The sequence below is a fragment of the Ramlibacter sp. genome, from assembly GCF_029866045.1.
GTDB lineage: Bacteria > Pseudomonadota > Gammaproteobacteria > Burkholderiales > Burkholderiaceae_C > Ramlibacter.
Genome location: NZ_JARXAB010000097.1, coordinates 1 through 22,718 on the forward strand (window position 1 = coordinate 1; position 22,718 = coordinate 22,718).

Below are 22,718 nucleotides of genomic sequence, written 5' to 3' on the forward strand. Positions count from 1 at the left end.
CATGCGCGGCGACAAGGAGGACGGCCACGGCACCGACGCCACGATGACCATGGACCAACTGCTGACCGACCCCGATCAAGCGGCCGACTTCGTGCGCCGCACCCAGCTCGACGCGCTGGCGATTGCCATCGGCACCAGCCACGGTGCCTACAAGTTCACCCGCAAGCCCACCGGCGACATCCTGGCCATCGACCGCATCAAGGAGATCAGCCGCCGCCTGCCCAACACGCATCTGGTGATGCACGGCTCGTCCTCCGTGCCGCAGGACCTGCTGGCCACCATCCGCCAGTACGGCGGCAACATGAAGGAAACCTATGGCGTGCCGGTCGAGGAGATCCAGAAGGCGATCCAGTTCGGCGTGCGCAAGATCAACATCGACACCGACCTCCGCCTGGCGATGACCGGCGCGGTGCGCAAGTTCCTAGCCGAGAACCCCGAGAAGTTCGACGCGCGTGAGTGGCTCAAGCCCGCGCGCGAGGCGGCCTACAAGATCTGCCGGCAGCGCTACGTTGAGTTCGGTTGCGAAGGCCAGGCCGGCAAGATCGAGGGGGAGAAGCTACAGGTGGTGGCGCAGAAATACGCGCGGGGCGAACTCGCGCAGGTCGTCCAGTAGGAACCCCTCCGCCAGGCTGCCGGCGGACAGTTGCCGCTGCACATGCGAGGCAATCGCGGCCTGCCCCACTGCTTGCGCCATGCCCATGGCAGCGATCGGATTTTCAAAGGCCATAGGGCGCCCCAAGAAAAGGCCTGCTAGGCCTCCCAACCGAGCCCGCAGAGGGCTGTCGTACGCGAGATGCTGGCGGATAGAACGGAGTGGTAGAGATGAATCACGCCAGGCGGCCTACTGCCTGCTGCAGACATGTGAGCAAACGCAAGGCCGCGGGCGGCAGAGGGCGAGCCTTGAGCCAGGTCACCCCGATGGGTCGGCGCGGGTCGGGCAGGTCCAGCGGCAAGATGGCCAATTGGCCGCTGCGCGCCAGCGGCCGGGCCACCAAGCGCGAGAGCAGGCCCACCGCGTCGGTCTTTTGCAGGTAGCCGGCGATCACGCTGTTAGACAGGGTCTCCACCGCGTCCAGAGGCAGCGCCATACCGTGCTGTCGCAGTGCCACCTCGAGCGGCTCGCGCGCCAAGGAGCCCGCGGGCGGCAGCACCCAGGGGTAGTCTTGCAACTGCTGCCATTGCAGCTTGCGCCGACGCGCCAGCGGATGCCCCTCGCGCACCACCAGCTGGTTGAGCCCGTCGTAGAGAACCTCCTCGCTCACGTCGTCTGCGGCGCGGGTCATCAGGCGCCCCACCAGCAGGTCCAACTCGCCGCCGCGCAGCAGCGGCAGCAGGCGCTCCATCGGGCCCTCGTTGACCATCACCTGGCTGGTGGGCCAATCGCCCTTGTAGGCGGCCAGCGCGTCGGGCAGCAAGGCGGTGGTCACCGCGGGCAGAGCGCCGACACGGATCTTGGCCGCAGCGCCGGTTTGCAGGGCATGCAATTCCTCGCGGGCCTGATCGAGGCCTGCCAACAGCCCATTGGCATGGCGCACCAGGCACTCGCCATAGGCATTCGGGGTGACACCGCGGGCGTGCCGTTCAAATAGGGCCAGACCCAGGCCTTTTTCCAGCTCGCCCAAAGAGAGTGAGACCGCCGGCTGCGAGAGGTTCAGGCTGGCGGCGGCGCGGCCGATATGGCGATGCCGGTCGAGCGCCACCAGAAGCTGCAGGTGGCGCGGCTTCAAGTTGGCGCGGATGAACCAATCGGGCTGGAGCATCAATCAGGCCGCTTCATAAGGATGTCAAATGATAAAGCCGAAAAATCTCTCTTTTTCTTTTTGAAGATCCTGCGCACAATGCTTCCTGTTTGCAAAAAAACTGAGCGTTGCCCCGAGCAACGCCTTCCCAACCCTGGAGACTCAGAACATGGCCCTTCCCTGGCCGGTGGTGGATACACACTGCCACGTGATCGCCCCCGACACCGCGCGCTACCCACTGCAGCCCATGGGCGGCAAGCAGTCCGACTGGTCACGCGAGCGCCCGGTGGACGCCGCCGGCATGATCGCGGCCATGGCCGAAGCCGGCGTGGCCCAGGCGGTGCTGGTGCAGGCCTCGACCTGCTACGGGCACGACAGCAGCTACACGCGCGATTGCGTGCAGGCCCAGCCGGGGCGCTTCATCGGCGTCTACTCCATCGACCTGCTTGCGCCAGACGCGGTGCAGCAAGCTGCGCAGTGGCAGTCCCAAGGTATGGCCGGGATGCGGTTTTTTGTGGCAGGCCATTCGATGGCCCATCACGATCTGCGCCTGGACGACCCACGCGCTGAGGCGGTGTGGCGTTACGCCAGCGACCAAGGCATCCCCGTGTGCGTACAGATACGCGCCGGCGGCCTGCCCCAGCTCGAAGCGGTCCTGACGCGCTTTCCCCAGGTCACTGTCTTGCTCGACCACCTCGCGCGCCCCACCCTGGAAGACGGGCCGCCCTACGCCCAAGCCGACTCGCTGTGGGCGCTGGCGCGCTTTCCCCGCCTCAATTTCAAATTGACCACCCACAATTTCCTGGAGTCGGCCCAGGGACGCAGCACGCCGCAGGTCTTCTGCGAGGCAGCGGTGCGTCGCTTCGGCGCTCAGCGCCTGGCCTGGGGCTCCAACTTCCCGGCATCTGCCGGCGGGCTGAGCCATCAGCTCAAGCTCGCGCTCGATGGCACGGCCACTCTGTCCGACGAGGACCGCGCGTGGATTTTCTCGGGGACGGCCCGTCGTCTCTACCCCTCGCTGGGCCTGGGCCCTCAGTGACGGGCGTAGCCATGCCCTCCGAGCCACCGGTTCTCAAGACCCTGCTGGGCGACTATGCGAACACGCGCGCCCTGCGCGCGGGTCGCCTGCCGAACGAGCTGTTCAGCCTGGACTACGACCCGGTCAAGACCCCCAACCGAGCCTTCAAGCGGGTGGTGCGCGAGTTGTCCTTCGATGTCGCCGAGCTGGCCTTGGTGACCTACTTGCAAGCGCGCGCCTATGGCAAGCCCTTGGTGCTGATGCCTGCGGTGATCGGCGCTGGGCGCCACCAGCACCACTGCCTGGTATGCCATGTCGATCGCCCCCTCACAGCCAGCCAGTTGCAAGGGCGGCGCGTGGGCATCCGCGCCTACGCGCAGACCACCGTGACCTGGGTGCGCGGCATCGTCTCGGACGACTATGGGGTCAACCTGGACGGCGTGCACTGGGTGACGGCCGAGGACGGCCACCTGGCTGAATTTCCCGATCCAGCGGGCGTGGTGCGCGATGATTCCGGCCGCAACGCCTTTGAATCCTTGGTCGCGGGAGACCTGGATGCAGCCATCATCGGCACCGACCTGCCCGACGACCCCCGGCTGGTTCCCATCCTGCCGCAGCCCCATCAGGCGGCCCAGACCTGGGCCCAGCGCCACGGGTTGATCCCTATCAACCACATGGTGGTGGTGAGAGAGGATCTGTGTCGCAAGCGGCCTGACATCGTGCGGGCTGTCTACCAGACCCTGCTGGCGAGCAAGGCAGAGGCCGATGCCCAGCGCCCTTCGGACCAGCCGGATCTCACCCCCTTCGGTGTCGAGCCCAATCGGCAAGCCCTGGAGGTGCTGATTCGCTACGCACATGAACAGCGGCTGATCCCGCGCCGCTTTTCGGTCGACGAGATTTTTGAGGACTTCCACCAGATCACGGGCCTATGAGGGCCCAACCGATCCCACCCACTAGGAGACAACGATGAAACGCAGAGACCTGCTGGCCGCCTCGGGCGGCTTGGCCCTGGGGCTTCCCCTGGGCGCCCTGGCCCAGAGCGGCGGCGCAACCGGCCGCATCGTGGTGCCCTTCGCCGCAGGCGGCGCCCGCGAGGCCCCAGCCCGGGCCATCCAGCAGGAACTGGGCACCGAGACCGGGCAGACCTGGATCATCGAAGCCAAGCCCGGTGCAGGCGGCGCCATCGGCACGGTGTCGGTGGCCAAGGCTGAACCGGATGGCCGCACCCTGCTGATGGCAGCCTCTAGCCATTTCGTCACTGCGGCCATGGGCGCGACGCCCAACTACGACCCGATCAAGGACTTCCAGGTCGTGGCCAACCTGGGCGACCAGAACCACTTGCTCCTGGTGAGCGCCGAGGTGCCGGCCCGCACGGTGGCCGAGTTCATCCAGCTGGCCAAGTCGAAGCCGGGTCAGCTCAATTACGGCTCGGCCGGCGTGGGCAGCTCCACCCACCTGGCCATGGCCTACTTCGTGAAGGCCGCGGGCATCGACGTGATGCATGTGCCCTACAAGGGCACGGCCGAAGCCGTGACCGATGTGGGCGCGAACCGGGCGCAGGCGGTGATCGTGCCCACCGCGGGATCTGCAGCCTTCCGCAACGACCCGCGCTATCGCATGCTGGGGATCACTGGCCGCAAGCGCAACCCGCTGCTGCCCAACGTGCCGACGATCGCCGAGTCGGGGTTGCCCGGGTTTGAGTTCGAGTCCTGGTACGGGCTGATCGGTCCGGCGGGCATGCCCCGCGCCACGGTCGAACGCCTGAACGCTGCCGTCAACAAGGTGGCCGCAACCAAGGTGGTGCAGGACCGGCTCCTGGCCCTGGGGCTGGAGCCGAGCCCGATGTCGGTCGACGCCTTCAACTCCGCATTCCTCAAGGACCGCGACCTGATGTACCGCATCGTGAACGACGTCGGGCTGGCCAAGAAGGGCTGATGCCGCAGGGGCGACGCCCCGGTTTGCGCGACAGTTAATCTGTCGCGAAAACTACCAGCGAAACGCTTGCGCGACACTTTAATTGTCGCAATACTCCGTCTCTTGCGACACAAAGAGACGGCCCATGCCTCGCGTCACGCCCTCCCAGGAACTGGATCACCTCGCCCAGCTTGTCGGCACCACTGCCGACGGTGTGAGCATTGACGCGTTGTCCCGGCACCTGGGTGGTGGCCTGCATCGGCGCACGCTGCAACGCAGGCTGGCACTGCTGGTGGCGCAGGGGCGGGTCCTGGCGCGCGGGGTGGGGCGCGGCGTTCGCTACCTCCCGGGGGGCAGTGCAGTGCTCTCGAATGCGCTGGCGCAATCGGCGGTGTCGGCTGTATCGGCCACTTCAGCCATGCCAGACCTGTCTGCCTCATCGGCTCACCGACCCCACGAGCGAGGCGACTTCCCGGCCACGCGCCTGCGCGCCCTGGAGCCGCCCCCAGCGCCCGACTACGTGCCCACCAGCCCGGAGGGGGCACAGATCCGCGCCTATGTCGGCCAGCCCCGCTCGCTGCGCCGCCCAGTGGGCTACCGCCTCGCTTTTCTGGAGGCCTACCAACCGAACCACACGCCCTACCTGCCCGAGGCGCTTCGCCGCCAGTTGCACAGCATGGGCCGCTCGCCCGTGGACCAGGCAGCAGCAGGCACCTTTGCCCGCGACATCCTGAACCGCTTGCTGATCGATCTCTCCTGGGCCTCTTCGCAGCTCGAAGGCAACACCTACAGCCAACTCGATACCGAGCGCCTCATCGAGTTCGGCCAGGCCGCAGAGGGCAAGAACAGCATCGAAACCCAGATGATCCTTAATCACAAGGAGGCCATCGAGTTCCTGGTCCTGGGTGCCGAGACCACCGGGGTCGACAGGCAGACACTGATCGCCCTGCATGCCTTTCTGTCCAACGGTCTGATGGCCGACCCTGCTGCGGTGGGCTGCCTGCGAACGCGCGCGGTGGGCATCGGCGGCAGCGTCTACTTGCCCCTCTCACAACCCCAGGTAGTCGATGAGGTGTTTGGGGTCGTGGTGCAAATGGCGGCCGACATCACCGACCCGTTCGAGCAGGCCTTTTTTCTCATGGTGCACCTGCCCTATCTGCAGCCCTTCGAAGACGTGAACAAGCGGGTCTCGCGACTGGCCGCCAACATCCCGCTGATTCGCCACAACCTCTGCCCGCTGTCCTTCCTGGACCTGCCCGCGCAGGCCTACACCGACGCGATGCTCGGGGTTTACGAGCTCAATCAGGTGGCGCTGCTGCGCGACGTGTTCATTTCGGCCTACGAGCGCTCCTGCCAGCAGTACGTGGCGGTGCAACAGAACATGGGCACACCGGACGTGTTTCGCCTGCGTCACTGGAAGCCGCTTCGCGGAGTGGTCGCGGCCATCGTGCGCGGCGACGAGGCGCTCACCCGACGCAATATTGCGCGTCACCTGCCTGGTGCTGTCCCGAAGGCCGATCGCGACCGTTTCATCGCGCTGGTTCAGACCGAGTTCGAATCCCTTCACGCGGGCAATTCGGTCCGGTTTGGCATTGGGCCGCTCGCGCTCGAGGCGTGGCAACGCCAGCACCCGAGACGCCGCTGAATCCAAGCCGATGGACCTGCCCGCGGGAAAACGCACACAAGACTGCAAGCGCATGAATCGAATGGAGACCCAACCATGCCCCGACTGATCCCTCCCCTGCGTCGCGCCCTGCTGCGGGCCAGCCTCGGTGTCTGCGCTTCATTCCTGGCGGCCAGCGCCTATTCGCAGCCTTCGCAGCCTCTGCAAGCTTCTGACGAACCCGATGCCGACCTGTTAGGCCGCGCAGCGGGGTACCCGGTGGCGCCAAGCCCGTTACGCGTCATGACGCCGACGTTCCAGTTGGGCTCCTGGTCTTCGTTGGACAAGGTGCCCGGCATTCGCAGTGCCTGGGTCGCCCGGCCCGCCCAGACCCGGACCCTGGCGCGCGCGGCGGCGCCTCCGCCGATCCGCTACCGGACTGAAGGCCAGCAACTGGCCCTCGAAGACTACCTGCGCCGCCATCGCGTCACCGGCCTGCTGGTACTGAAAAACGGCGAGATCGTGGCGGAGCATTACCGGTATGACCGCAACGACAAGCACCGCTTCCTCTCGGCCTCGATGGCCAAGAGCGTGACATCGCTCCTGATCGGTATGGCCCAGGCCAAGGGCCAGATCGCCTCGCTGGACGATCTGGCCGAGCGCTACGCGCGCGATCTGGCCGGCAGCCCCTACGGCGCTACCTCCATACGGCACCTGCTGCGAATGTCGTCCGGCCTCACATTCACCGAGCGCTATGACGGCAAGGACGATGTGGCCCGCCTGAATCAGGCCAGCCACAGCGGCAAGCCCACCGTGCCCGAGGTACTTCGCTCGATCACCGCGCGCCACGCCCCGCCGGGCGAAAAATTCGTTTACGCCAGCGCTGAAACCGAAGTGCTGGGCCGGGTGCTCACCGCGGCCACCGGGCGCAACATGGCCGACCTCACCCGCGAGTGGCTCTGGGAGCCCCTGGGCGCCGAACAAGACGCTTTCTGGTGCACCGACCCGGCGGGGCAGGAGGGCGCTTACCACTGCTTCAACGCCACGCTGCGTGACTGGGGCCGCCTCGGCCTGCTGATGGCGCAAGACGGCCAGGTCGGCGAGCGCCAGGTGGTTCCACGTGACTATGTGCTGGAGGCCACCGATCCGGCCCGCCAGCCACTGGCCTTGCAGCCGTTACGGGCCACACCCTACCTCGGGTATGGGTACCAGTTCTGGTTGCTGCCGCTGAAGGAGCGTACCTTCGTCATGCAAGGGGTCTACGGTCAGGCGGTCTATGTGCAACCTTCATCGGGCATCGTGATGGTGCAGACCGCGGTCTGGCCCAACGCCAACGGGCAGCAGGACCCGCGGCCCCGCGTCGAGCGCAATGCGCTGTGGCTGGGGGTGTTGGAGTCGCTGGGTGGGAGCACCGCGCGGCGATGAGGGACCTACTTGGGGTCACTCAGTGCGTTGGACACCCGCAGGGAGGGAATGTCCACGATCTCGATCATGCGGTCTCAGGGCCTGCAGGGTGGGCCGATCACGCCCAGCGTGGCCTGGCGCGCGCTCAGGCCCCGTAGGGCCCGTGAATGCGCTCGTAGGCGGGCTCGTGGCGGGCGAATTGCGCCAACCAAGTCGCCAAGCGCGGGTGGCTCTCACGCCAGTTCACCTGCGTGCGCCGGTCCAGGAATTCGAGCGAGCAGGCCAAGCCGATCGACACCACGTCCGACACGCGCGGATCGGGCGGCGCAGCCTCGAAAGCCGTGAGGCAACGCAAGATCTTGCCGCGCTGGTAGTCGAGCCAAGGCTCGGACACGTGGGCAGCCTCGTGCCACTTCGCCTCGTAGACCACGAGGGCCGCTGCATCGGTGATGGCATCGGCCATGCGCGAGCGCGTTTGCAGAGCAAAGCGCTCCTCCCCCGACACGGGCAGCAGCCGCTCGGTGCCGGCGACGAACTGCAAAAACTCGATGATGACGCTGCTATCAAACAGCGAGGAGCCGTCGGCGCGCACCAGGCAGGGCATCTTGCCGATCGGGTTTTGCTGCCGCAGGGTGTCTTGCGGGTCGGCGACATCGGTCGGCTCCACCGTGACCCTATCCCCCAGACCCACGACCTCGGCGGCCATGCGCACCTTGCGCCCGACGGGAGAGGTCAAGGTGGTGCGGAGAATGAAGCGTTCAGGCGCGGACATCGCGGGATCCTTCCTTGTGTGGCGTGGCCGCTTGCGGTGGCCACAAAGTTCAGGGCTTGTGGTGACTCAGCGCGTTGGACACCAGCTTGGAGGTGATGTCCACGATCTGGATCATGCGGTCGTAGGGCATGCGCGTCGGACCGATCACGCCCAGCGTGCCCACCACCTGGCCGTCGACCTCGTAGGGCGCGCTCACTACCGAGAGCTCCTCGAAGGGCACGACCTGGCTCTCGCCACCGATGAAAATGCGCACGCCCTCGGCCTGGCTGGACACGTCGAGCAGGCGCATCAGCTGGGTCTTCTGCTCGAAGAGGTCAAAAGCCCGACGCAGCTGGCCCATGTCGCTGGAGAAGTCGCTCACCGCCAGCAGGTTGCGCTCGCCGGAAATCACCACCTCGTCCTGCGCCTGGGTAAGGGCCTCGGAGCTGGCTTCGACCGCGGTCTGCATCAGGTTGGCGATTTCGCCGCGCAGGCTGTCGACCTCACCCCGAAGCCGCTCACGCACCTGCTCGATCTCGAGCCCGGCGTAATTCGCGTTGAGAAAGTTGGAGGCCTCAATGAGTTGCTGTTGGCTGTACTCGTGCTCAGTGAAGACGACACGGTTTTGCACATCACCAGCCGGCGAGACGATGATGACCAGGTAACGCCGCTCCGACAGCCGCAAGAACTCAATGTGGCGGAACACCGAGCTGCGGCGCGGCGCCATGACCACACCGACGAAGTGCGAGAGGTTGGACAGCAGCTGGGCAGCGTTGGCAATGACCCGCTGCGGCTGGTCGGCCGCCAGGCTGGGCGCGGTGAGATGCTCACGCTGGGCGGTGAGCATGGTGTCGACAAAAAGGCGGTAGCCACGGGCGGTGGGGATGCGACCGGCCGAGGTGTGGGGGCTGGCAATCAGGCCCAGCGCCTCCAGGTCCGACATGACATTGCGGATGGTGGCCGGCGAGAGCTCCAGGCCGGAGGCGCGGGAAAGCGTACGCGAGCCCACGGGCTGCCCGTCGGCGATGTAGCGCTCAACGAGGGCTTTGAGCAGCAACTTGGCGCGGTCGTCGAGCATCATGAACAGCCTGACACGATTTTAGTGATGTAATTTGTCCATGATGTCACGGTACCGCCATGTCGCGTTGATCGGCAAATATCCGACCGCCGGAAACGGCAGCGGAACGCCACGCGCTGCACTGGAGGATATTTCGCAGTTCCTGCTGGCGCAAGGCTGCGATGTCACCTTCGACAAGGACACAGCGTCCCACAGTGGCATCCAGGGCCATTCGGTGCTGGACATCGCTGGCATCGGCGCCGAATGCGACCTGTGCGTGGTGGTCGGCGGCGACGGCACCATGCTGGGCGTGGGCCGGCAGCTGGCCCGGCACGACATCCCCCTGGTGGGCATCAACCAGGGCCGTCTGGGTTTCATCACCGACATTGCGCTCGAGGGCTACCGCGAGGCGCTGTCCCCCATCCTGCGCGGCGAGTCCGACGAGGAGCGTCGTAGCCTCATGCACGCACGGGTGCTTCGTGACGGCCACTGCGTCTTCGACGCCCTGGCGATGAACGACGTGGTCGTCAACCGCGGCGCCACCTCTGGCATGGTCGAACTGCGGGTGGAGGTGGACGGGCATTTCGTGGCCAGCCAGCGCGCCGACGGCCTGATCGTGGCCACCCCCACCGGCTCCACCGCCTACGCGCTGTCGGCCGGCGGCCCCATGCTGCACCCTTCAGTGAGCGGCTGGGTGCTGGTGCCCATCGCCCCGCACGCGCTGTCGAATCGGCCGCTGGTGCTGCACGACGCCAGCGAGGTCGCCATCGAGGTGGTGGCCGGCCGCGACGCCAGCGCCAGCTTCGACATGCAATCCCTGGCCTCCCTGCTGCACGGCGACCGCATCCTGGTGCGCCGCTCCCAATACCAGGCGCGCTTCCTGCACCCGCGCGGCTGGAGCTACTTTGACACCTTGCGCAAGAAGCTGCACTGGAACGAAGGCGGCGTCGGCGCGGGATGAACGGGGATATGGTCACATGAGCCTTCGCCGAATCGCACTGCGTGACTTCGTCATTGTCCATGCGCTCGAGCTTGATCTCTCCAGCGGCTTTTCCGTGCTCACCGGGGAAACTGGCGCCGGCAAGTCCATCCTGATCGACGCGCTGCAGCTGGCCCTGGGCGCCCGCGCCGACACCGGCGTGGTGCGCGAAGGCGCGGCGCGGGCCGATATCAGCGCCGAGTTCGATCGTCCGCCCCAGCTGGCCGCCTGGCTGGAGCAGGCGGGCTTCGACGAGGGCGACACCCTGCTTTTGCGTCGGAGCATCGACGCCCAGGGAAAGAGCCGGGCCTGGATCAATGGCAGCCCCGCCACCGCCACCCAGCTGCGCGAGGCCGGCGACCTGCTGGTCGACATTCACGGCCAGCATGGCTGGCAAAGCCTCACCCGGCCCGATGCCGTGCGCAGCCTGCTCGATGGCTACGCCGGCATCAGCATGCACAAGCTCAGCGGCCTGTGGCAGGCCTGGCGCGCCGCGCAAAAGACGCTGGCCGAGGCCCGGGGCGCCCAAGACTCGCTTCAGCGCGAACGCGAGCGCCTGGCCTGGCAGATCGGTGAGGTCGATAAACTCGCGCCCGGCGCCGACGAGTGGGAAGAACTCAACGCCAGCCACACCCGCCTGGCCCATGCCCAGGGCCTGATGGACGCCGCCCGCAACGCGCTGGGCGCACTGGAGGGCCAGGAGGGCGCGGGAGAAGACAGCGCCCTCTCCCGGCTGGCCCGGGCCCAGTCGGCCCTCGCCGGTGAGGCCCATCTGGAACCCGAATTCCGCAGCATGGCCGATGTCCTCGCCTCGGCCCTGGCCCAGGCCGAGGACGCTGCCCACTCGCTGCACGCCTACCTGCGCCATGCCGACCTTGACCCGCAGCGCCTGGCCGAGCTCGACGAGCGCCTGGGCCTGTGGGTGTCGCTAGGACGCCGCTACAAGCGCCCGCCCGAGGAGCTACCAGCCGTGCTGGCCGGCTGGCGGCAGTCGCTCTCGCAGCTCGATGCCGCGGCCGACCTGCAGGCCCTGGAAGCCGCCCAAGAGCAGGCCCGGCGGGCTTGGCAGGCCGAGGCGCAACAGCTGTCCAAGGCCCGCGCCAAGGCGGCACCCAAGCTGGCGCAGGCCATCACCCAGGCCATGCAGGGTCTGGGCATGCAAGGCGGGCGCTTCGAGGTAGCCCTGGAAACATGCGAGCCCGCCGCCCACGGCCTAGAAGACGTGGCCTTCCTCGTGGCCGGCCACCCGGGCAGCACGCCGAGGCCGGTGGGCAAGGTGGCCTCGGGCGGCGAGCTGTCTCGCATCGCGCTGGCGATTGCGGTCACCACCAGCCGCCTGGGTGAGGCCCAGACCCTCATCTTCGACGAGGTCGACTCCGGCGTTGGCGGCGCAGTCGCCGAGACGGTGGGCCGGCTGATGAAGCAACTGGGCGTTGACCGCCAGGTGCTGGCCGTGACCCACCTGCCCCAGGTGGCCGCCTGCGCCGACCACCACCTGGTCGTTGCCAAGCAGTCCGACAAAGACGGTACCCGCAGCACGGTTGCGCCGGTCTCCGGCGAGCAGCGGGTGGCCGAGGTGGCCCGCATGCTGGGTGGCGAGCGCCTCTCGGGCACCACCCTCGCCCACGCCAAGGAAATGCTTGGCGACGGAGCCTCCCCATGACTTCGGCCGACAACGCGGGCGCGACAGGCGACGGGCAGGGTCCCGCACGAGTTCCCGCAGAGCCCCTCGAGCTGGTCCTGATCACCGGCATGTCTGGCTCCGGCAAGTCGGTGGTGCTGCGCGCCCTGGAGGACGCGGGCTACTACTGCGTGGACAACCTGCCGCCCGAGCTGCTGCTGTCTTTTGTCGACCTCGAGCAAGAGGTGGCTGCGCGCCGGGTGGCCATTGCCATGGACGTGCGCAGCGCCATCTCGCTGCCGCAGGTGCCGGCGCAGCTCCAGGCCCTCAAGTCTCGCGGGGTGCAGGTGCGCCCCCTGTTCCTGGACTCCAGCACCGACACCCTGGTGCGACGCTTCTCCGAAACCCGCCGCCGGCACCCGCTCTCGGGCGAGCTGGCGGCCGAAGCGGGCGCGGCTGCCCCAGCAGACAGGCAGCATGCGCTAATCGACGCGATCGAGCTCGAGCGCGAGCTACTGGCCGACCTGCGGGACCAGGCCCATGTAATTGACACCAGCGTGCTGCGCTCGGCCCAGCTCCAGGGCTATGTCAAGACACTGCTGTCTGCGCCAACGAGCCGGCTGACCCTGGTCTTCGAGTCCTTCGCCTTCAAGCGCGGCATTCCGGTCGACGCCGACTATGCCTTCGATGTGCGCATGCTGCCCAACCCGCACTACGAGCCGGCGCTGCGCGAACTCACCGGGCGCGACGCGCCGGTCGCCGACTTCCTGCGCGTCGACCCGGAGGTGGGACGGATGTTCAGCCACATCGAGCGCTTTGTGGACGAGTGGCTGCCCGCCCTGGCCCGCGACCACCGCAGCTATGTCACCGTGGCGGTGGGCTGCACCGGCGGGCAGCACCGCTCGGTGTACCTGGTCGAACGCCTGGCTGCCGCCTTCGCTGGCCGGTGGACCACACTCAAGCGCCACCGCGAACTCGACGGACATTGAGCGCGAGCGGGGGTCTGCGGCCCGCCGACTCCTCAGGCTTCTCCGGCCCCTCTTTCAAGTCGCAGCGTTACCAGGCTCAAGCAAGCACGGCGAGCGCCCTTGCCTCCAGCAGGCGCCGCACTGGCGCAGGGAGCCCCAGCGCGGGCCAGTCGGTAGCCGAAACCCAAGCGCCTTCAATCCCGAGCTGGGCCTTCGCCTCGAGGGAAATATGCACCGGGTGCAGGTGCAGATCCTTGTGCGTGAGCACATGGACAAAGGGCGCAAGGTCCTCGCGTGCAAACAGCGCGGACGTGGCGGGGCGCTCCGGTGCGTCCACCACCGCGAGCACTGCATCGAGTCCTCCGGCGGACTCGAACACCGGCAAGCAGTGCAAACCAGCCCAGATACCGGTACCCGGGCGCTTGGTGAGCCAGACCGCGCCATCGGTACGCTGCGCCAGCAGCAGCCACAGCGACTGCGCGCTGCGTTTGAGTTTGCGGGTACGCACCGGGAAGCGCTCTGGCTCACCTTGGCGCCGGCCCGCGCAGCCGGCCTGCAACGGACAGGCGGCGCAGCCAGGGGTGCGGGCCAGACAGACGGTCGCGCCCAGGTCCATCAGGCCCTGCGTGTAGGCCGGCATGTCCTGGCCGCACGTGGGCACCAGGTCCTGCGCCAGCGCCCAAAGGCGCTTTTCCTGCGCCGCCTGCGCCAGATCGCCATCAAAGGCGAGCACACGGGAAATCACGCGCTTGACGTTGCCGTCCAGGATGGCCACGCGCTCGTCAAAGCAAAAAGCTGCAATCGCCGCCGCAGTCGAGCGGCCGATGCCAGGAAGCGTCTGCAGGGCCTCGGCGCTGCCGGGGAATCGACCGCCGTGCAAGGTAGCCACCGCCTGCGCGCATCGGTGCAGGTTGCGGGCACGGCTGTAGTAACCCAGGCCGCTCCACAGGCCCAGCACCTCGTCCTCCGAGGCGGCGGCCAACGCTCCCACATTGGGAAAGCGTGCAAGAAAGCGCTCGTAGTAGCCCAGGACCGTGGCCACCTGGGTTTGCTGCAACATGATCTCGGACAGCCAGACCCGGTAGGGGTCGCGCGCGCCCTGCCAAGGCAGGCCACTGCGACCATGGGCACGCTGCCAGCGCACGACGCGCTCGGCCAGCGTGTTGTTGTCGTCAGGCGCCTTCATCGCTGGCATGTCGCGCAGTAGTAGGTGGCGCGCTGCCCCTGCAACAGGCGGCGGATTGGCTGCGCGCAAACGCGGCAGGGTTCGCCGGCCCGGTCATAGACCATGGCTTGCAACTGGAAGTAGCCGCTCTCGCCCCAGGCATTGGAGAAGTCGCGCAGGGTGCTGCCGCCGGCCTCCACTGCGCGCGCGAGCACTTGGCAGATGGCGGCATGCAGCCGCGTCGCCCGCGCCAGGCTGATGCGACTGGCGCGGGTGGTCGGGCGGATGCCCGCCAGGAACAAAGCTTCAGAGGCGTAGATATTGCCTACGCCCACCACCACATCCCCCGCGAGCAGCACCTGCTTGATCGGCGAGCGGCGCTGGCGCAGGCCGGCGTGAAAGACCTGAGGGTCGAAGTCCGGCCCCAGGGGCTCGACCCCGAGGCCGCCCAGGAGCTTGCGTGCCACCGGCGCGTCCTCGGCGTCGGCGTAGACCAAGGCGCCGAAGCGACGCGGGTCGTTCAGGCGCAGCGTGCCCCGGCTGGTGACGAGGTCAAAATGATCATGGGGACCGGGTGCCGGCAGAGTGCTGCTGAAATTGAGGCTGCCGGACATGCCCAGATGGACCAGAAGCAGGCCCGCGTCCAGGTCCACGAGCAGGTACTTGCCGCGGCGGCGCACGCCCTGCACCTGGCGGCCCGCCAGCGACTGCGGGTCACAGCCCAAGGGCCAGCGCAGGGGCTTTCCCATACGCAATTGCAGCACTTTGCCGCCCGCAATGCGGTCGGCAAAGCTGCGGCGCGTGACTTCGACTTCTGGCAGTTCAGGCATGGGTGATCCATGCCGATTATGATGGTCCGCATGACTGAGCATCGCCCCGCAATGGGCAGGGCAGCGCCCACCCGCCCCACGTCCTCCCCGCCTTCGCCACTGCGATTTGCGTGGGCTCCGGTGCTCGCCTGCCTGCTGGCGCCAAGCGCCAGCGCCCTGGCCCAGACACCCGCAACGCCTGCGCGCCCCGCTGCGGCGGCTGCGTCCGCATCGCCTGTCCAATCCTCCGCCCTCACCGCCGAACTGTTCTACCAATTGCTGGTGGGCGAAATGGCCGCCCGCAACAACGATCCCGGAGGCGGCTTCCAGATGATGCTCGACGCCGCCCGCCGCAGCAACGACTCCGCGGTCTACCAGCGTTCCGTCGAAATCGCGCTGCAGGCACGTGCCGGCGAATCGGCGCTGCAGGCCGCGCGCGCCTGGAGGCAAGCCAAGCCCGACTCGCGCGAGGCAACCCGCTTCGTGCTGCAGATCCTGCTGGCCCTCAATCGGGTGGGTGAAACCGCCGAGCCGCTGCGCCAGCTTCTGGCCCTGAGCCCGCCAGCCGAACGCGCCACCACCCTGGCCTTGGTACCGCGCCTCTATGCCCGTGCCAGCGACAAGGCCCAGGCTCAGCGCCTGGTCGAGCAAGCCCTAGCAGACGCCGTCACCCGGCCGGAGACCGCCGGCCCGGCCTGGACCGCGATCGCCCGCATGCGACTGGCCGCAGGCCAGGAAGGGCCAGCGCTCGAGGCCGCCCAGCGTGCGCAGTCCGCCGCCCCCACCGACGAGGGGCCGGCCCTGCTCGCACTGGAGCTGATCGACCCGCGCCTGCCGCAGGCCGAAGCCCTGGTGCGCCGCTACCTCGATGGCGCCCAGGCCCGGCCTGAGGTGCGCCTGGCCTACGCACGCACCCTGCTGGAAGCGCAGCGCACGAGCGATGCCCGCCTGCAACTCCAGCTACTGACCCGGCAAAAAAGCGACTTCGCCGAGGCCTGGCTGGTGCAAGGGGTGCTCCAGGTTCAAGACAACCAGCTCGAGGCCGGCGAAGCTTCGCTGCAGAAATACCTGTCGCTCCTCCAGGCGGGCGGCCGCGCGCCAACCGAGGAGACCAACCGCGGCCTGGCCCAGGCCTACCTGGCGCTGGCCCAAGCCGCCGAGCGGCGCGGCGACCTAGCGCGGGCCTCGCAGTGGCTGGACCGCATCCCCGGCAGTGCAGACCTGCTGGCCACCCAGGTGCGCCGGGCCTCGGTGCTGGCGCGCCAGGGCCGGCTCGATGACGCACGCAAATTGCTGCGGGCACTGCCGGACCGCGACGCGTCCAGTGCCCGCGCCAAGGTCCTGGCCGAGGTTCACTTGCTTCGGGACAACCGGCAGGTTCAAGCGGCCTACGATCTGCTGTCCGAGGCGGTGGCGCGAAGCCCCGCAGACCACGAACTTCTCTATGAGCAGGCCACCACTGCGGAAAAGCTGGGTCGCCTCGACGAAATGGAACGCCTGCTCCGCCGGGCGATGGTTGCCAAACCCGACTTCCAGCACGCCTACAACGCCCTGGGCTACTCCTTGGCCGATCGCAACGTTCGCCTGCCGGAGGCGCGGGAGTTAATCCGCAAGGCCCTCGAGCTGGCCCCCGGCGATCCCTTCATCACCGACAGCCTGGGCTGGGTCGAGTTCCGCATGGGGAACAAGGCCGAGGCCCTGCGCCTGCTGGAACTGGCCTTTCGCGAACGACCCGACGCTGAAATCGCCGCTCACCTCGGCGAGGTCCTCTGGAGCCTGGGCAACAAGCCGCGTGCGCTCGAGATCTGGCGAGAGGGCCTGTCCATCAACCGCGAAAACGAGACCCTGCAGTCCACCCTCCGGCGTCTTCAAGTCAAGCCCTGAGAGGCTGCGGCTGCCCGCCCCCCCCACATGGCAAGCCCGCCGCCTGAGGCACAGGCACGAGACGCTCACACAAAACCGCCTGGGCACGATCCCCAAAACCTGCGCCCTCCGATGCACCTCCTGCCGACTCCCTTCCCAAGCGTCTGGCGATCCGCCCTGCGCGCGGTGGCCCTGGGTGTGTGCGTGGTGCTGGCGATGGCCCTCGTTGGCTGCGCTACGCCCCGTAAACCGGCCCTAGCGGCGGACCAACCGCAATGGATCGGCCGGCTGACCCTCAAGGTAGAGGACAACCCCCGGCTGTCCTTCAGCGCCGGTTTTGATCTACGGGGGTCAGCCCGCCAAGGTACGTTGGAGCTGGTCACCCCCCTGGGCAATACCGCCGCCCTCCTTGCATGGTCGGTCGCGGGTGCCCGTCTACAGGTGCCCGGTGAGCCCATGCGCGAGGCAGCCTCGGTCGAGGCACTGGTAAGGGCAGCCACCGGAACCGAGGTACCGATCGCGGTGCTCTTTGACTGGCTGGCGGGTCAACCCACGCCGGCATTGGGCTGGCAGGTCGACCTGTCGCAGCGCGGGCAAGGGCGCCTGCAGGCCCGGCGCCTACAGCCCCCGGCCGAATTGCGCCTCGTGCTGGACAATCGCTGAGAACGCCCACTCGCCACACGGCCCCTCATCACCGCGACCCCTCCACACGCGCATCGTGAAAGCCCTCTATGACGTGCCGGCGCCGGCCAAACTGAACCTGTTCCTGCACGTAACAGGTCGGCGCGCCGACGGTTACCACCTGCTGCAGTCGGTGTTCATGTTGGTCGACTGGCACGACACCCTTCAATTTGAACGGCGCTCGGACGGCCTGATCAGCCGCGAGGACCTGCTCACGCCCCTGCCCGAGGACGACCTGTGCTTGCGCGCGGCCCGGGCCCTGCGAGAGGCCACAGGCTGCAAGGACGGCGTCCACATCGGCATCGCCAAGCGGCTGCCGGCACAAGCAGGCATGGGCGGCGGCTCCTCAGACGCGGCCAGTTGCCTGCTGGCCCTCAACCGCCTATGGGGCCTGGGCCTGCCCCGCGCCGCGCTCGAGCGCATTGGCCTGGCGCTGGGCGCGGATGTTCCCTTTTTTCTGCGTGGGCGCAACGCCTGGGTCGAGGGCATCGGCGAACGCATCAGCCCTGTGAGCCTGCCCCCGGCGCGCTTCCTCGTCGCCAAGCCGGCTCAGGGCTTGGAAACCGCGCGCATCTTCGGTGACGCGCAGCTTTCGAGGTCCACTGAGCCTGCTATACTCTCGCGCTTTGCTGCGGACCCATACGGCTTTGGCCATAACGATCTGCAGGTGGTGGCCGAAAAGCTCTGCCCCGACGTCCAAAAGGCCCTGGCCTGGGTGTCCGATCAGAGTGAACGCTTTGCAAAAAGCTCGAGTGGAGCGGCAAAGTTGAAGGCCCGGATGACCGGTTCAGGTAGCGCGGTGTTTGCCAAGCTGCCGGACGATGCAACCGAGACCACCGCCGACATCGCCAGCCCCCCACCGGGCTGGCAGGTAGAAGTTTGTAGCAATTTGGTGGCCCATCCCCTGGTGGAGTGGGCCTCCAGCGACGATTGATCGGTGGGTGGCTGAAAAGCCGTCCTCCTGTGTAGGGGAGTCGCCAAGTTGGTAAAGGCACCGGATTTTGATTCCGGCATGCGAGGGTTCGAGTCCTTCCTCCCCTGCCAAATGACATAGGTAGCGGTCCGGACAGAAGTATCTGTCCGGTACAGCCACCTTCTGAGCCGAAGCACTGGCATGAGCGGAGCTCCGGAAGTTCTCTTGTTTCCGTTCTTGACGCTCCTCTCGTCGATTTTGGCGGTCGCTCACAGGCAAACCTGGATCTAGTTCGCTGGCTACCCACATGCAGGCTGCTCACACCCCCGACTTCATGGTGTTCACCGGCAACGCCAATCCGGCGCTGGCCGCAGAGATCGCCGGTCACCTGGGCATCACGCTCGGCGCGGCCAGCGTGGGCCGCTTCTCCGACGGCGAGGTGACGGTCGAACTCAACACCAACGTTCGCGCCCGCGACGTGTTCGTGATCCAGTCCACCTGCGCCCCCACGAACGAAAACCTGATGGAATTGCTGATCATGGTCGACGCGCTCAAGCGCGCCTCGGCCGAACGCATCAGCGCCGTGATCCCCTACTTCGGCTACGCCCGGCAAGACCGCCGCCCGCGCTCCTCACGCGTGCCGATCTCGGCCAAGGTGGTGGCCAACCTGCTGCAGACCGTGGGCGTCTCGCGCGTCCTCACCATGGACTTGCACGCCGACCAGATCCAGGGCTTCTTCGACATTCCGGTCGACAACATCTACGCCTCGCCGGTGCTACTGTCGGACCTGCGCCAGAAGAACTACGCCGACCTGATGGTCGTCTCGCCCGACGTCGGCGGCGTGGTGCGTGCACGCGCCTTGGCCAAGCAACTCAGTTGCGACCTGGCCATCATCGACAAGCGCCGGCCCAAGGCCAATGTGAGCGAGGTGATGCACGTCATCGGCGACATCGAGGGCCGCAACTGCGTCATCATGGACGACATGATCGACACCGCCGGCACCCTGGTGAAGGCGGCTGAAGTGCTCAAGGAGCGCGGCGCCAAGAAGGTCTACGCCTATTGCACGCACCCCATCTTCTCGGGCCCTGCCATCGAACGCATCGCCAAGGGCACCGCGCTCGACGAGGTGGTTGTCACCAACACCATCCCCCTGACTGACGCCGCACACGGCTGCACCAAGATCCGCCAGCTGTCGGTGGCACCCCTGGTCGCCGAGACGATCCAGCGGATCGCCAAGGGCGAGTCGGTCATGAGTTTGTTCTCAGACCAGGAGAACCTGTTCTGAGACTTCCCGGCCCGCCTGACAAGGCAGGCCTTCCCCGCCGGCGGGCCTGCAAGGGTACGCCGGCTTTTTCAACCCGGGTCACACTGGTCGCGGTGGGCCCTTCCGGAGTAAGTTATGAAATTCGTCGCTTTTGAGCGCGCCAAGCAGGGTACGGGTGCGAGCCGCCGTCTGCGCATCACGGGCCGCACGCCCGGTATCGTCTACGGTGGCACGGGTGAACCCCAGACCATCGAACTGGACCACAACGCGCTGTGGCACGCCCTGAAGAAGGAAGCCTTCCACGCCTCCATTCTCGAAATGGAAATGGACGGCAAGTCCAGCCAGGTCCTGCTGCGTGACGTGCAGTACCACCCCTTCAAGCAGCTCGTTTTGCACGTCGACTTCCAGAAGGTCGACGCCAACACCAAGCTGCACATGAAGGTGCCGCTCCACTACGTGAACGCCGAAGAGTCCCAGGCCGTCAAGTTCGAGGCCTGCGTGGTCAACCACGTGATCGCCGAACTGGCCATCACCTGCCTGCCCGCCGACCTGCCCGAGTTCATCGAGGTCGACCTGTCCAGCCTGAAGAAGGGCATGAGCCTGACCCTTGGCGACATTCAACTGCCCAAGGGCGTGTCCGCCGTGACCCACGGAAAAAAGAACCCGGTGCTGGTGTCGGTGGTGTCCACCGTCGCCGAAGAAGCGCCGGCCGCCGAAGCCGCCCCGGCTGCCGACGCCAAGGCCGCTGCAAAGCCTGCTGCCAAGCCCGCAGCCAAGAAGTAAGCGCGCCGCGCTTGCTGTGGAAGGCTCGCCACGCGCGGGCTTTTTCCCCAAGGCCCGCTTTGAGCGGGCCTTTTCATTTGCGCCAGCAGCAGCCGGGGCAGACCTGCCGACCGACTCGTTTCTAATAGCACCCCATGATCAAGCTCTTCGTTGGCCTGGGCAACCCAGGCACCGAGTACGAGGCCACGCGGCACAACGCGGGCTTCTGGTGGGTCGACGGCCTGGCCCGAGACCTCGGCCTGCACCTGAACTCCGACCGCGCCTACCACGGCCTGGTGGCTCGAGGCAGCGTGAAGGGTCAGAACGTCTGGCTGCTCGAGCCGCAGACCTTCATGAACCTCTCGGGCAAGTCGGTGGCGGCGCTGGCGCGCTTTTTCAAAATCGCGCCAGAGGAGATTTTGGTGGTGCACGACGAGCTCGACGTGCCGCCCGGCCAGGCCAAATTGAAATTCGGTGGCGGCCACGGCGGCCACAACGGACTGCGCGACATTCACGCACAACTGGGCAGCAGCGACTACTGGCGCCTGCGCATCGGCATCGGCCACCCGGGCGACAAGAACGAGGTGGCCGACTACGTGCTGCGCAAGCCCTCACCGGATCACCGCACGCTGATCGAAGAGTGCGTGGCCCGCACGCTCAAGGCAGCGCCCGACCTGCTGGCGGGCGAGATAACACGCGCCACCAGCACGGTGCACACGCATAAGCCGCCTCGGCCGAAGCCGCCGAGGCCGGAGGGAGTTTGAACGAAAGAGGGCGCTAGAGACTTGTTAGTCAGGCAGGGGGAGGCGCTGCCTGCGCGGTCAGCCGAAGGTACTTCTGCATCAAGGTCTCCCGGCTCTCCACCCGCTCGGGGTTGACCGGGATGCAGGCCACCGGGCAGACCTGCACGCACTGGGGCTCGTCGAAGTGGCCCACGCACTCGGTGCACTTATCCGGGTTGATTTCGTAGATCTCGGGGCCCAGAAAGATCGCCTCGTTGGGGCACTCGGGCTCGCACACGTCGCAGTTGATGCACTCGTCGGTGATCATGAGGGACATGGGGGAAGCTCCGTAGCGGTAGGCCTGCGCGTGCGGGAAAGCGCCCAGAGGGCGCCTGCCGATGATCTGGCATTATCCGCCGCTGCATGGCCTTGTTTCTCGTCAAACGCCTCATCACCCTGCTGGCCACATTGGCGGGCACCTCGGTGGTGGTCTTCGTGGTGCTGGAGGTGCTGCCCGGCAACGCGGCGCAGATCCTGATGGGCCCGGACGCCTCGCCCGAGGCAGTGGCCGCCCTGGCCACCAAGCTGGGGCTGGACCAGCCCGCCCTCACCCGCTACTTCCACTGGATCGCCGGCCTGCTGACCGGCGACCTGGGCCTCTCGTACGCCTACAGCTCGCCAGTGAGCGAGCTGGTGCTCGAGCGTCTGGCGCTCACGGTGCCACTGGCGGTACTGGCGATGTCGCTCACCATCGTGCTGGCGCTCTCGGCTGGCATCTACGCCGCGGCCCGCCACAACAAGCTGGGCGACGTCGGTCTCATGGGCCTGAGCCAGATCGGTATTGCCATTCCCAATTTTTGGTTCGCCATTTTGCTGATCCTGCTGTTTTCGGTGCAGCTCAAATGGTTTTCCGCCGGTGGCTTTCCGGGTTGGGAGGAGGACTGGGTCGACGCCCTGCGCGCGCTGATACTGCCCGCGCTGTCGCTGGCGGTGGTGCAGGCAGCCATTCTGGCGCGCATCACACGCTCGGCGGTGCTCGAGGTGCTGCGCGAAGACTTCGTGCGTACCGCACGCGCCAAGGGCGCCTCGCAGCGGCGCGTGCTCTGGGGCCATGTGCTGCGTAACGCGATGGTGCCGGTGGTTACCGTGATGGGCCTGCAGTTTGCCGAGCTGCTGGCGGGTACCATCGTGGTCGAGAGCGTGTTCTACCTGCCGGGTCTGGGGCGCCTCATCTTCCAGTCCATCGCCAACCGCGACCTGATCGTGGTGCGCAACTGCGTGATGCTCTTGGCGGCGATGGTGGTCATCGTCAACTTCCTGGTCGATCTGCTCTACGCCGCGATCGACCCCCGGGTGAAGGCGAGCGACATATGAGCGCTGCCCATTTCATGTGCGGAAAAGCGCGGCCCGACGCAGGAGCGAGGTCATGATGAGCCTGCGCCAACGCGCCCTGGGTCACCCGAGCTTTGTCATCGGCGCCGTCCT

At 67.2% G+C, this 22,718-nt stretch carries 22 protein-coding genes and 1 tRNA gene; 17 read left to right on the top strand and 6 right to left on the bottom strand.

What is annotated here, in order from left to right; translation table 11 throughout:
- Positions 1 to 613 (top strand): class II fructose-bisphosphate aldolase (locus QE494_RS10895; protein ID WP_300043257.1); only part of this gene is annotated, 613 nt, incomplete at its 5' end.
- 214 nt (positions 614 to 827) lie between these two features.
- Here QE494_RS10895 and QE494_RS10900 read toward each other — a convergent pair.
- Complete coding sequence (locus QE494_RS10900) at positions 828 to 1,760, bottom strand: LysR substrate-binding domain-containing protein (RefSeq protein ID WP_300043258.1); 933 nt, start codon at positions 1,758 to 1,760, stop codon at positions 828 to 830.
- A 148-nt stretch (positions 1,761 to 1,908) separates the two neighbouring features.
- Here QE494_RS10900 and QE494_RS10905 point away from each other — a divergent pair, with 148 nt between their 5' ends.
- From QE494_RS10905 to QE494_RS10925, 5 genes are all read left to right on the top strand, one after another.
- Positions 1,909 to 2,778 carry an amidohydrolase gene (locus QE494_RS10905; RefSeq protein ID WP_300043259.1) on the top strand — a complete coding sequence of 290 codons (870 nt, stop codon included), beginning with the start codon at positions 1,909 to 1,911 and terminating at the stop codon, positions 2,776 to 2,778.
- An 11-nt stretch (positions 2,779 to 2,789) separates the two neighbouring features.
- The gene (locus tag QE494_RS10910) at positions 2,790 to 3,689 is read left to right on the top strand and encodes a phosphate ABC transporter substrate-binding protein (protein ID WP_300043260.1); all 900 of its coding nucleotides are present in this window, start codon (positions 2,790 to 2,792) and stop codon (positions 3,687 to 3,689) included.
- A 34-nt stretch (positions 3,690 to 3,723) separates the two neighbouring features.
- Positions 3,724 to 4,692 carry a tripartite tricarboxylate transporter substrate-binding protein gene (locus QE494_RS10915; protein WP_300043261.1) on the top strand — a complete coding sequence of 323 codons (969 nt, stop codon included), beginning with the start codon at positions 3,724 to 3,726 and terminating at the stop codon, positions 4,690 to 4,692.
- 124 nt (positions 4,693 to 4,816) lie between these two features.
- Positions 4,817 to 6,316, top strand: coding sequence for a Fic family protein (locus QE494_RS10920; RefSeq protein ID WP_300043263.1), 1,500 nt, complete (start codon positions 4,817 to 4,819; stop codon positions 6,314 to 6,316).
- Between the two features lie 75 nt (positions 6,317 to 6,391).
- The gene (locus QE494_RS10925; protein ID WP_300043264.1) at positions 6,392 to 7,699 is read left to right on the top strand and encodes a serine hydrolase; all 1,308 of its coding nucleotides are present in this window, start codon (positions 6,392 to 6,394) and stop codon (positions 7,697 to 7,699) included.
- A gap of 124 nt (positions 7,700 to 7,823) precedes the next feature.
- Here QE494_RS10925 and QE494_RS10930 read toward each other — a convergent pair whose 3' ends face one another.
- Both QE494_RS10930 and hrcA read right to left on the bottom strand, forming a co-directional pair.
- Complete coding sequence (locus tag QE494_RS10930; protein WP_300043266.1) at positions 7,824 to 8,450, bottom strand: glutathione S-transferase N-terminal domain-containing protein; 627 nt, start codon at positions 8,448 to 8,450, stop codon at positions 7,824 to 7,826.
- A 49-nt stretch (positions 8,451 to 8,499) separates the two neighbouring features.
- Positions 8,500 to 9,507: a heat-inducible transcriptional repressor HrcA gene (gene hrcA / locus QE494_RS10935; protein ID WP_300043285.1), complete on the bottom strand. Its 1,008-nt coding sequence runs from the start codon at positions 9,505 to 9,507 to the stop codon at positions 8,500 to 8,502.
- Positions 9,508 to 9,547: 40 nt separating this feature from the next.
- Here hrcA and QE494_RS10940 point away from each other — a divergent pair, with 40 nt between their 5' ends.
- Genes QE494_RS10940 through rapZ form a run of 3 tightly spaced genes read left to right on the top strand, consistent with a single transcriptional unit; the run spans position 9,548 to position 13,075 of the window.
- Positions 9,548 to 10,447, top strand: a complete 900-nt coding sequence (locus QE494_RS10940; RefSeq protein WP_300043268.1) for an NAD kinase — start codon at positions 9,548 to 9,550, stop codon at positions 10,445 to 10,447.
- 16 nt (positions 10,448 to 10,463) lie between these two features.
- Positions 10,464 to 12,128: a DNA repair protein RecN gene (recN, locus tag QE494_RS10945; protein WP_300043270.1), complete on the top strand. Its 1,665-nt coding sequence runs from the start codon at positions 10,464 to 10,466 to the stop codon at positions 12,126 to 12,128.
- Complete coding sequence (gene rapZ / locus QE494_RS10950) at positions 12,125 to 13,075, top strand: RNase adapter RapZ (protein ID WP_300043272.1); 951 nt, start codon at positions 12,125 to 12,127, stop codon at positions 13,073 to 13,075. Before recN ends, rapZ begins: the two co-directional genes overlap by 4 nt.
- Positions 13,076 to 13,151: 76 nt before the next feature.
- On the opposite strand, the gene mutY is transcribed toward rapZ, so the two are convergent.
- Both mutY and mutM read right to left on the bottom strand, forming a co-directional pair.
- Positions 13,152 to 14,240, bottom strand: coding sequence for an A/G-specific adenine glycosylase (gene mutY, locus QE494_RS10955; protein ID WP_300043273.1), 1,089 nt, complete (start codon positions 14,238 to 14,240; stop codon positions 13,152 to 13,154).
- Positions 14,237 to 15,049, bottom strand: a complete 813-nt coding sequence (gene mutM / locus QE494_RS10960) for a bifunctional DNA-formamidopyrimidine glycosylase/DNA-(apurinic or apyrimidinic site) lyase (protein ID WP_300043274.1) — start codon at positions 15,047 to 15,049, stop codon at positions 14,237 to 14,239. Before mutM ends, mutY begins: the two co-directional genes overlap by 4 nt.
- Positions 15,050 to 15,079: 30 nt before the next feature.
- On the opposite strand from mutM, the gene QE494_RS10965 reads away from it, so the two are divergent.
- From QE494_RS10965 to pth, 7 genes are all read left to right on the top strand, one after another.
- A complete protein-coding gene (locus QE494_RS10965; RefSeq protein WP_300043275.1) occupies positions 15,080 to 16,912 on the top strand; it encodes a tetratricopeptide repeat protein in 1,833 nt (610 codons plus the stop codon).
- 111 nt (positions 16,913 to 17,023) lie between these two features.
- Positions 17,024 to 17,554 carry a lipoprotein insertase outer membrane protein LolB gene (locus QE494_RS10970; RefSeq protein ID WP_300043276.1) on the top strand — a complete coding sequence of 177 codons (531 nt, stop codon included), beginning with the start codon at positions 17,024 to 17,026 and terminating at the stop codon, positions 17,552 to 17,554.
- 55 nt (positions 17,555 to 17,609) lie between these two features.
- On the top strand, positions 17,610 to 18,506 hold the full coding sequence (gene ispE / locus QE494_RS10975; RefSeq protein WP_300043277.1) for a 4-(cytidine 5'-diphospho)-2-C-methyl-D-erythritol kinase: 897 nt from the start codon (positions 17,610 to 17,612) through the stop codon (positions 18,504 to 18,506).
- Positions 18,507 to 18,539: 33 nt separating this feature from the next.
- A tRNA-Gln gene (locus QE494_RS10980) sits at positions 18,540 to 18,616 on the top strand.
- Positions 18,617 to 18,792: 176 nt separating this feature from the next.
- Positions 18,793 to 19,770, top strand: coding sequence for a ribose-phosphate pyrophosphokinase (locus QE494_RS10985; RefSeq protein ID WP_300043278.1), 978 nt, complete (start codon positions 18,793 to 18,795; stop codon positions 19,768 to 19,770).
- Between the two features lie 114 nt (positions 19,771 to 19,884).
- Positions 19,885 to 20,532 carry a 50S ribosomal protein L25/general stress protein Ctc gene (locus QE494_RS10990; RefSeq protein ID WP_300043279.1) on the top strand — a complete coding sequence of 216 codons (648 nt, stop codon included), beginning with the start codon at positions 19,885 to 19,887 and terminating at the stop codon, positions 20,530 to 20,532.
- A gap of 134 nt (positions 20,533 to 20,666) precedes the next feature.
- A complete protein-coding gene (gene pth, locus QE494_RS10995) occupies positions 20,667 to 21,275 on the top strand; it encodes an aminoacyl-tRNA hydrolase (protein WP_300043280.1) in 609 nt (202 codons plus the stop codon).
- Between the two features lie 28 nt (positions 21,276 to 21,303).
- Here pth and QE494_RS11000 read toward each other — a convergent pair whose 3' ends face one another.
- Entirely contained in the window at positions 21,304 to 21,570 is a 267-nt protein-coding gene (locus tag QE494_RS11000) for a YfhL family 4Fe-4S dicluster ferredoxin (RefSeq protein WP_300043281.1), read from the bottom strand.
- A gap of 86 nt (positions 21,571 to 21,656) precedes the next feature.
- Here QE494_RS11000 and QE494_RS11005 point away from each other — a divergent pair, with 86 nt between their 5' ends.
- Positions 21,657 to 22,607, top strand: a complete 951-nt coding sequence (locus QE494_RS11005) for an ABC transporter permease (protein WP_300043283.1) — start codon at positions 21,657 to 21,659, stop codon at positions 22,605 to 22,607.
- The last annotated feature ends 111 nt before the right edge of the window (positions 22,608 to 22,718 follow it).

Excerpts from the sequence above, each read along its gene's own strand:
- QE494_RS10970 (WP_300043276.1), top strand. The coding sequence starts at position 17,024 with ATGCACCTCCTGCCGACTCCCTTCCCAAGCGTCTGGCGATCCGCCCTG.
- mutY (WP_300043273.1), bottom strand. The coding sequence starts at position 14,240 with ATGAAGGCGCCTGACGACAACAACACGCTGGCCGAGCGCGTCGTGCGC.
- QE494_RS10990 (WP_300043279.1), top strand. The coding sequence starts at position 19,885 with ATGAAATTCGTCGCTTTTGAGCGCGCCAAGCAGGGTACGGGTGCGAGC.
- QE494_RS10915 (WP_300043261.1), top strand. The coding sequence starts at position 3,724 with ATGAAACGCAGAGACCTGCTGGCCGCCTCGGGCGGCTTGGCCCTGGGG.
- QE494_RS10900 (WP_300043258.1), bottom strand. The coding sequence starts at position 1,760 with ATGCTCCAGCCCGATTGGTTCATCCGCGCCAACTTGAAGCCGCGCCAC.
- recN (WP_300043270.1), top strand. The coding sequence starts at position 10,464 with ATGAGCCTTCGCCGAATCGCACTGCGTGACTTCGTCATTGTCCATGCG.
- QE494_RS10930 (WP_300043266.1), bottom strand. The coding sequence starts at position 8,450 with ATGTCCGCGCCTGAACGCTTCATTCTCCGCACCACCTTGACCTCTCCC.
- QE494_RS11005 (WP_300043283.1), top strand. The coding sequence starts at position 21,657 with ATGGCCTTGTTTCTCGTCAAACGCCTCATCACCCTGCTGGCCACATTG.
- QE494_RS10920 (WP_300043263.1), top strand. The coding sequence starts at position 4,817 with ATGCCTCGCGTCACGCCCTCCCAGGAACTGGATCACCTCGCCCAGCTT.
- rapZ (WP_300043272.1), top strand. The coding sequence starts at position 12,125 with ATGACTTCGGCCGACAACGCGGGCGCGACAGGCGACGGGCAGGGTCCC.
- QE494_RS10940 (WP_300043268.1), top strand. The coding sequence starts at position 9,548 with ATGATGTCACGGTACCGCCATGTCGCGTTGATCGGCAAATATCCGACC.
- QE494_RS11000 (WP_300043281.1), bottom strand. The coding sequence starts at position 21,570 with ATGTCCCTCATGATCACCGACGAGTGCATCAACTGCGACGTGTGCGAG.
- QE494_RS10905 (WP_300043259.1), top strand. The coding sequence starts at position 1,909 with ATGGCCCTTCCCTGGCCGGTGGTGGATACACACTGCCACGTGATCGCC.
- mutM (WP_300043274.1), bottom strand. The coding sequence starts at position 15,049 with ATGCCTGAACTGCCAGAAGTCGAAGTCACGCGCCGCAGCTTTGCCGAC.
- pth (WP_300043280.1), top strand. The coding sequence starts at position 20,667 with ATGATCAAGCTCTTCGTTGGCCTGGGCAACCCAGGCACCGAGTACGAG.
- hrcA (WP_300043285.1), bottom strand. The coding sequence starts at position 9,507 with ATGCTCGACGACCGCGCCAAGTTGCTGCTCAAAGCCCTCGTTGAGCGC.
- QE494_RS10985 (WP_300043278.1), top strand. The coding sequence starts at position 18,793 with ATGCAGGCTGCTCACACCCCCGACTTCATGGTGTTCACCGGCAACGCC.
- QE494_RS10910 (WP_300043260.1), top strand. The coding sequence starts at position 2,790 with ATGCCCTCCGAGCCACCGGTTCTCAAGACCCTGCTGGGCGACTATGCG.
- QE494_RS10925 (WP_300043264.1), top strand. The coding sequence starts at position 6,392 with ATGCCCCGACTGATCCCTCCCCTGCGTCGCGCCCTGCTGCGGGCCAGC.
- QE494_RS10965 (WP_300043275.1), top strand. The coding sequence starts at position 15,080 with ATGACTGAGCATCGCCCCGCAATGGGCAGGGCAGCGCCCACCCGCCCC.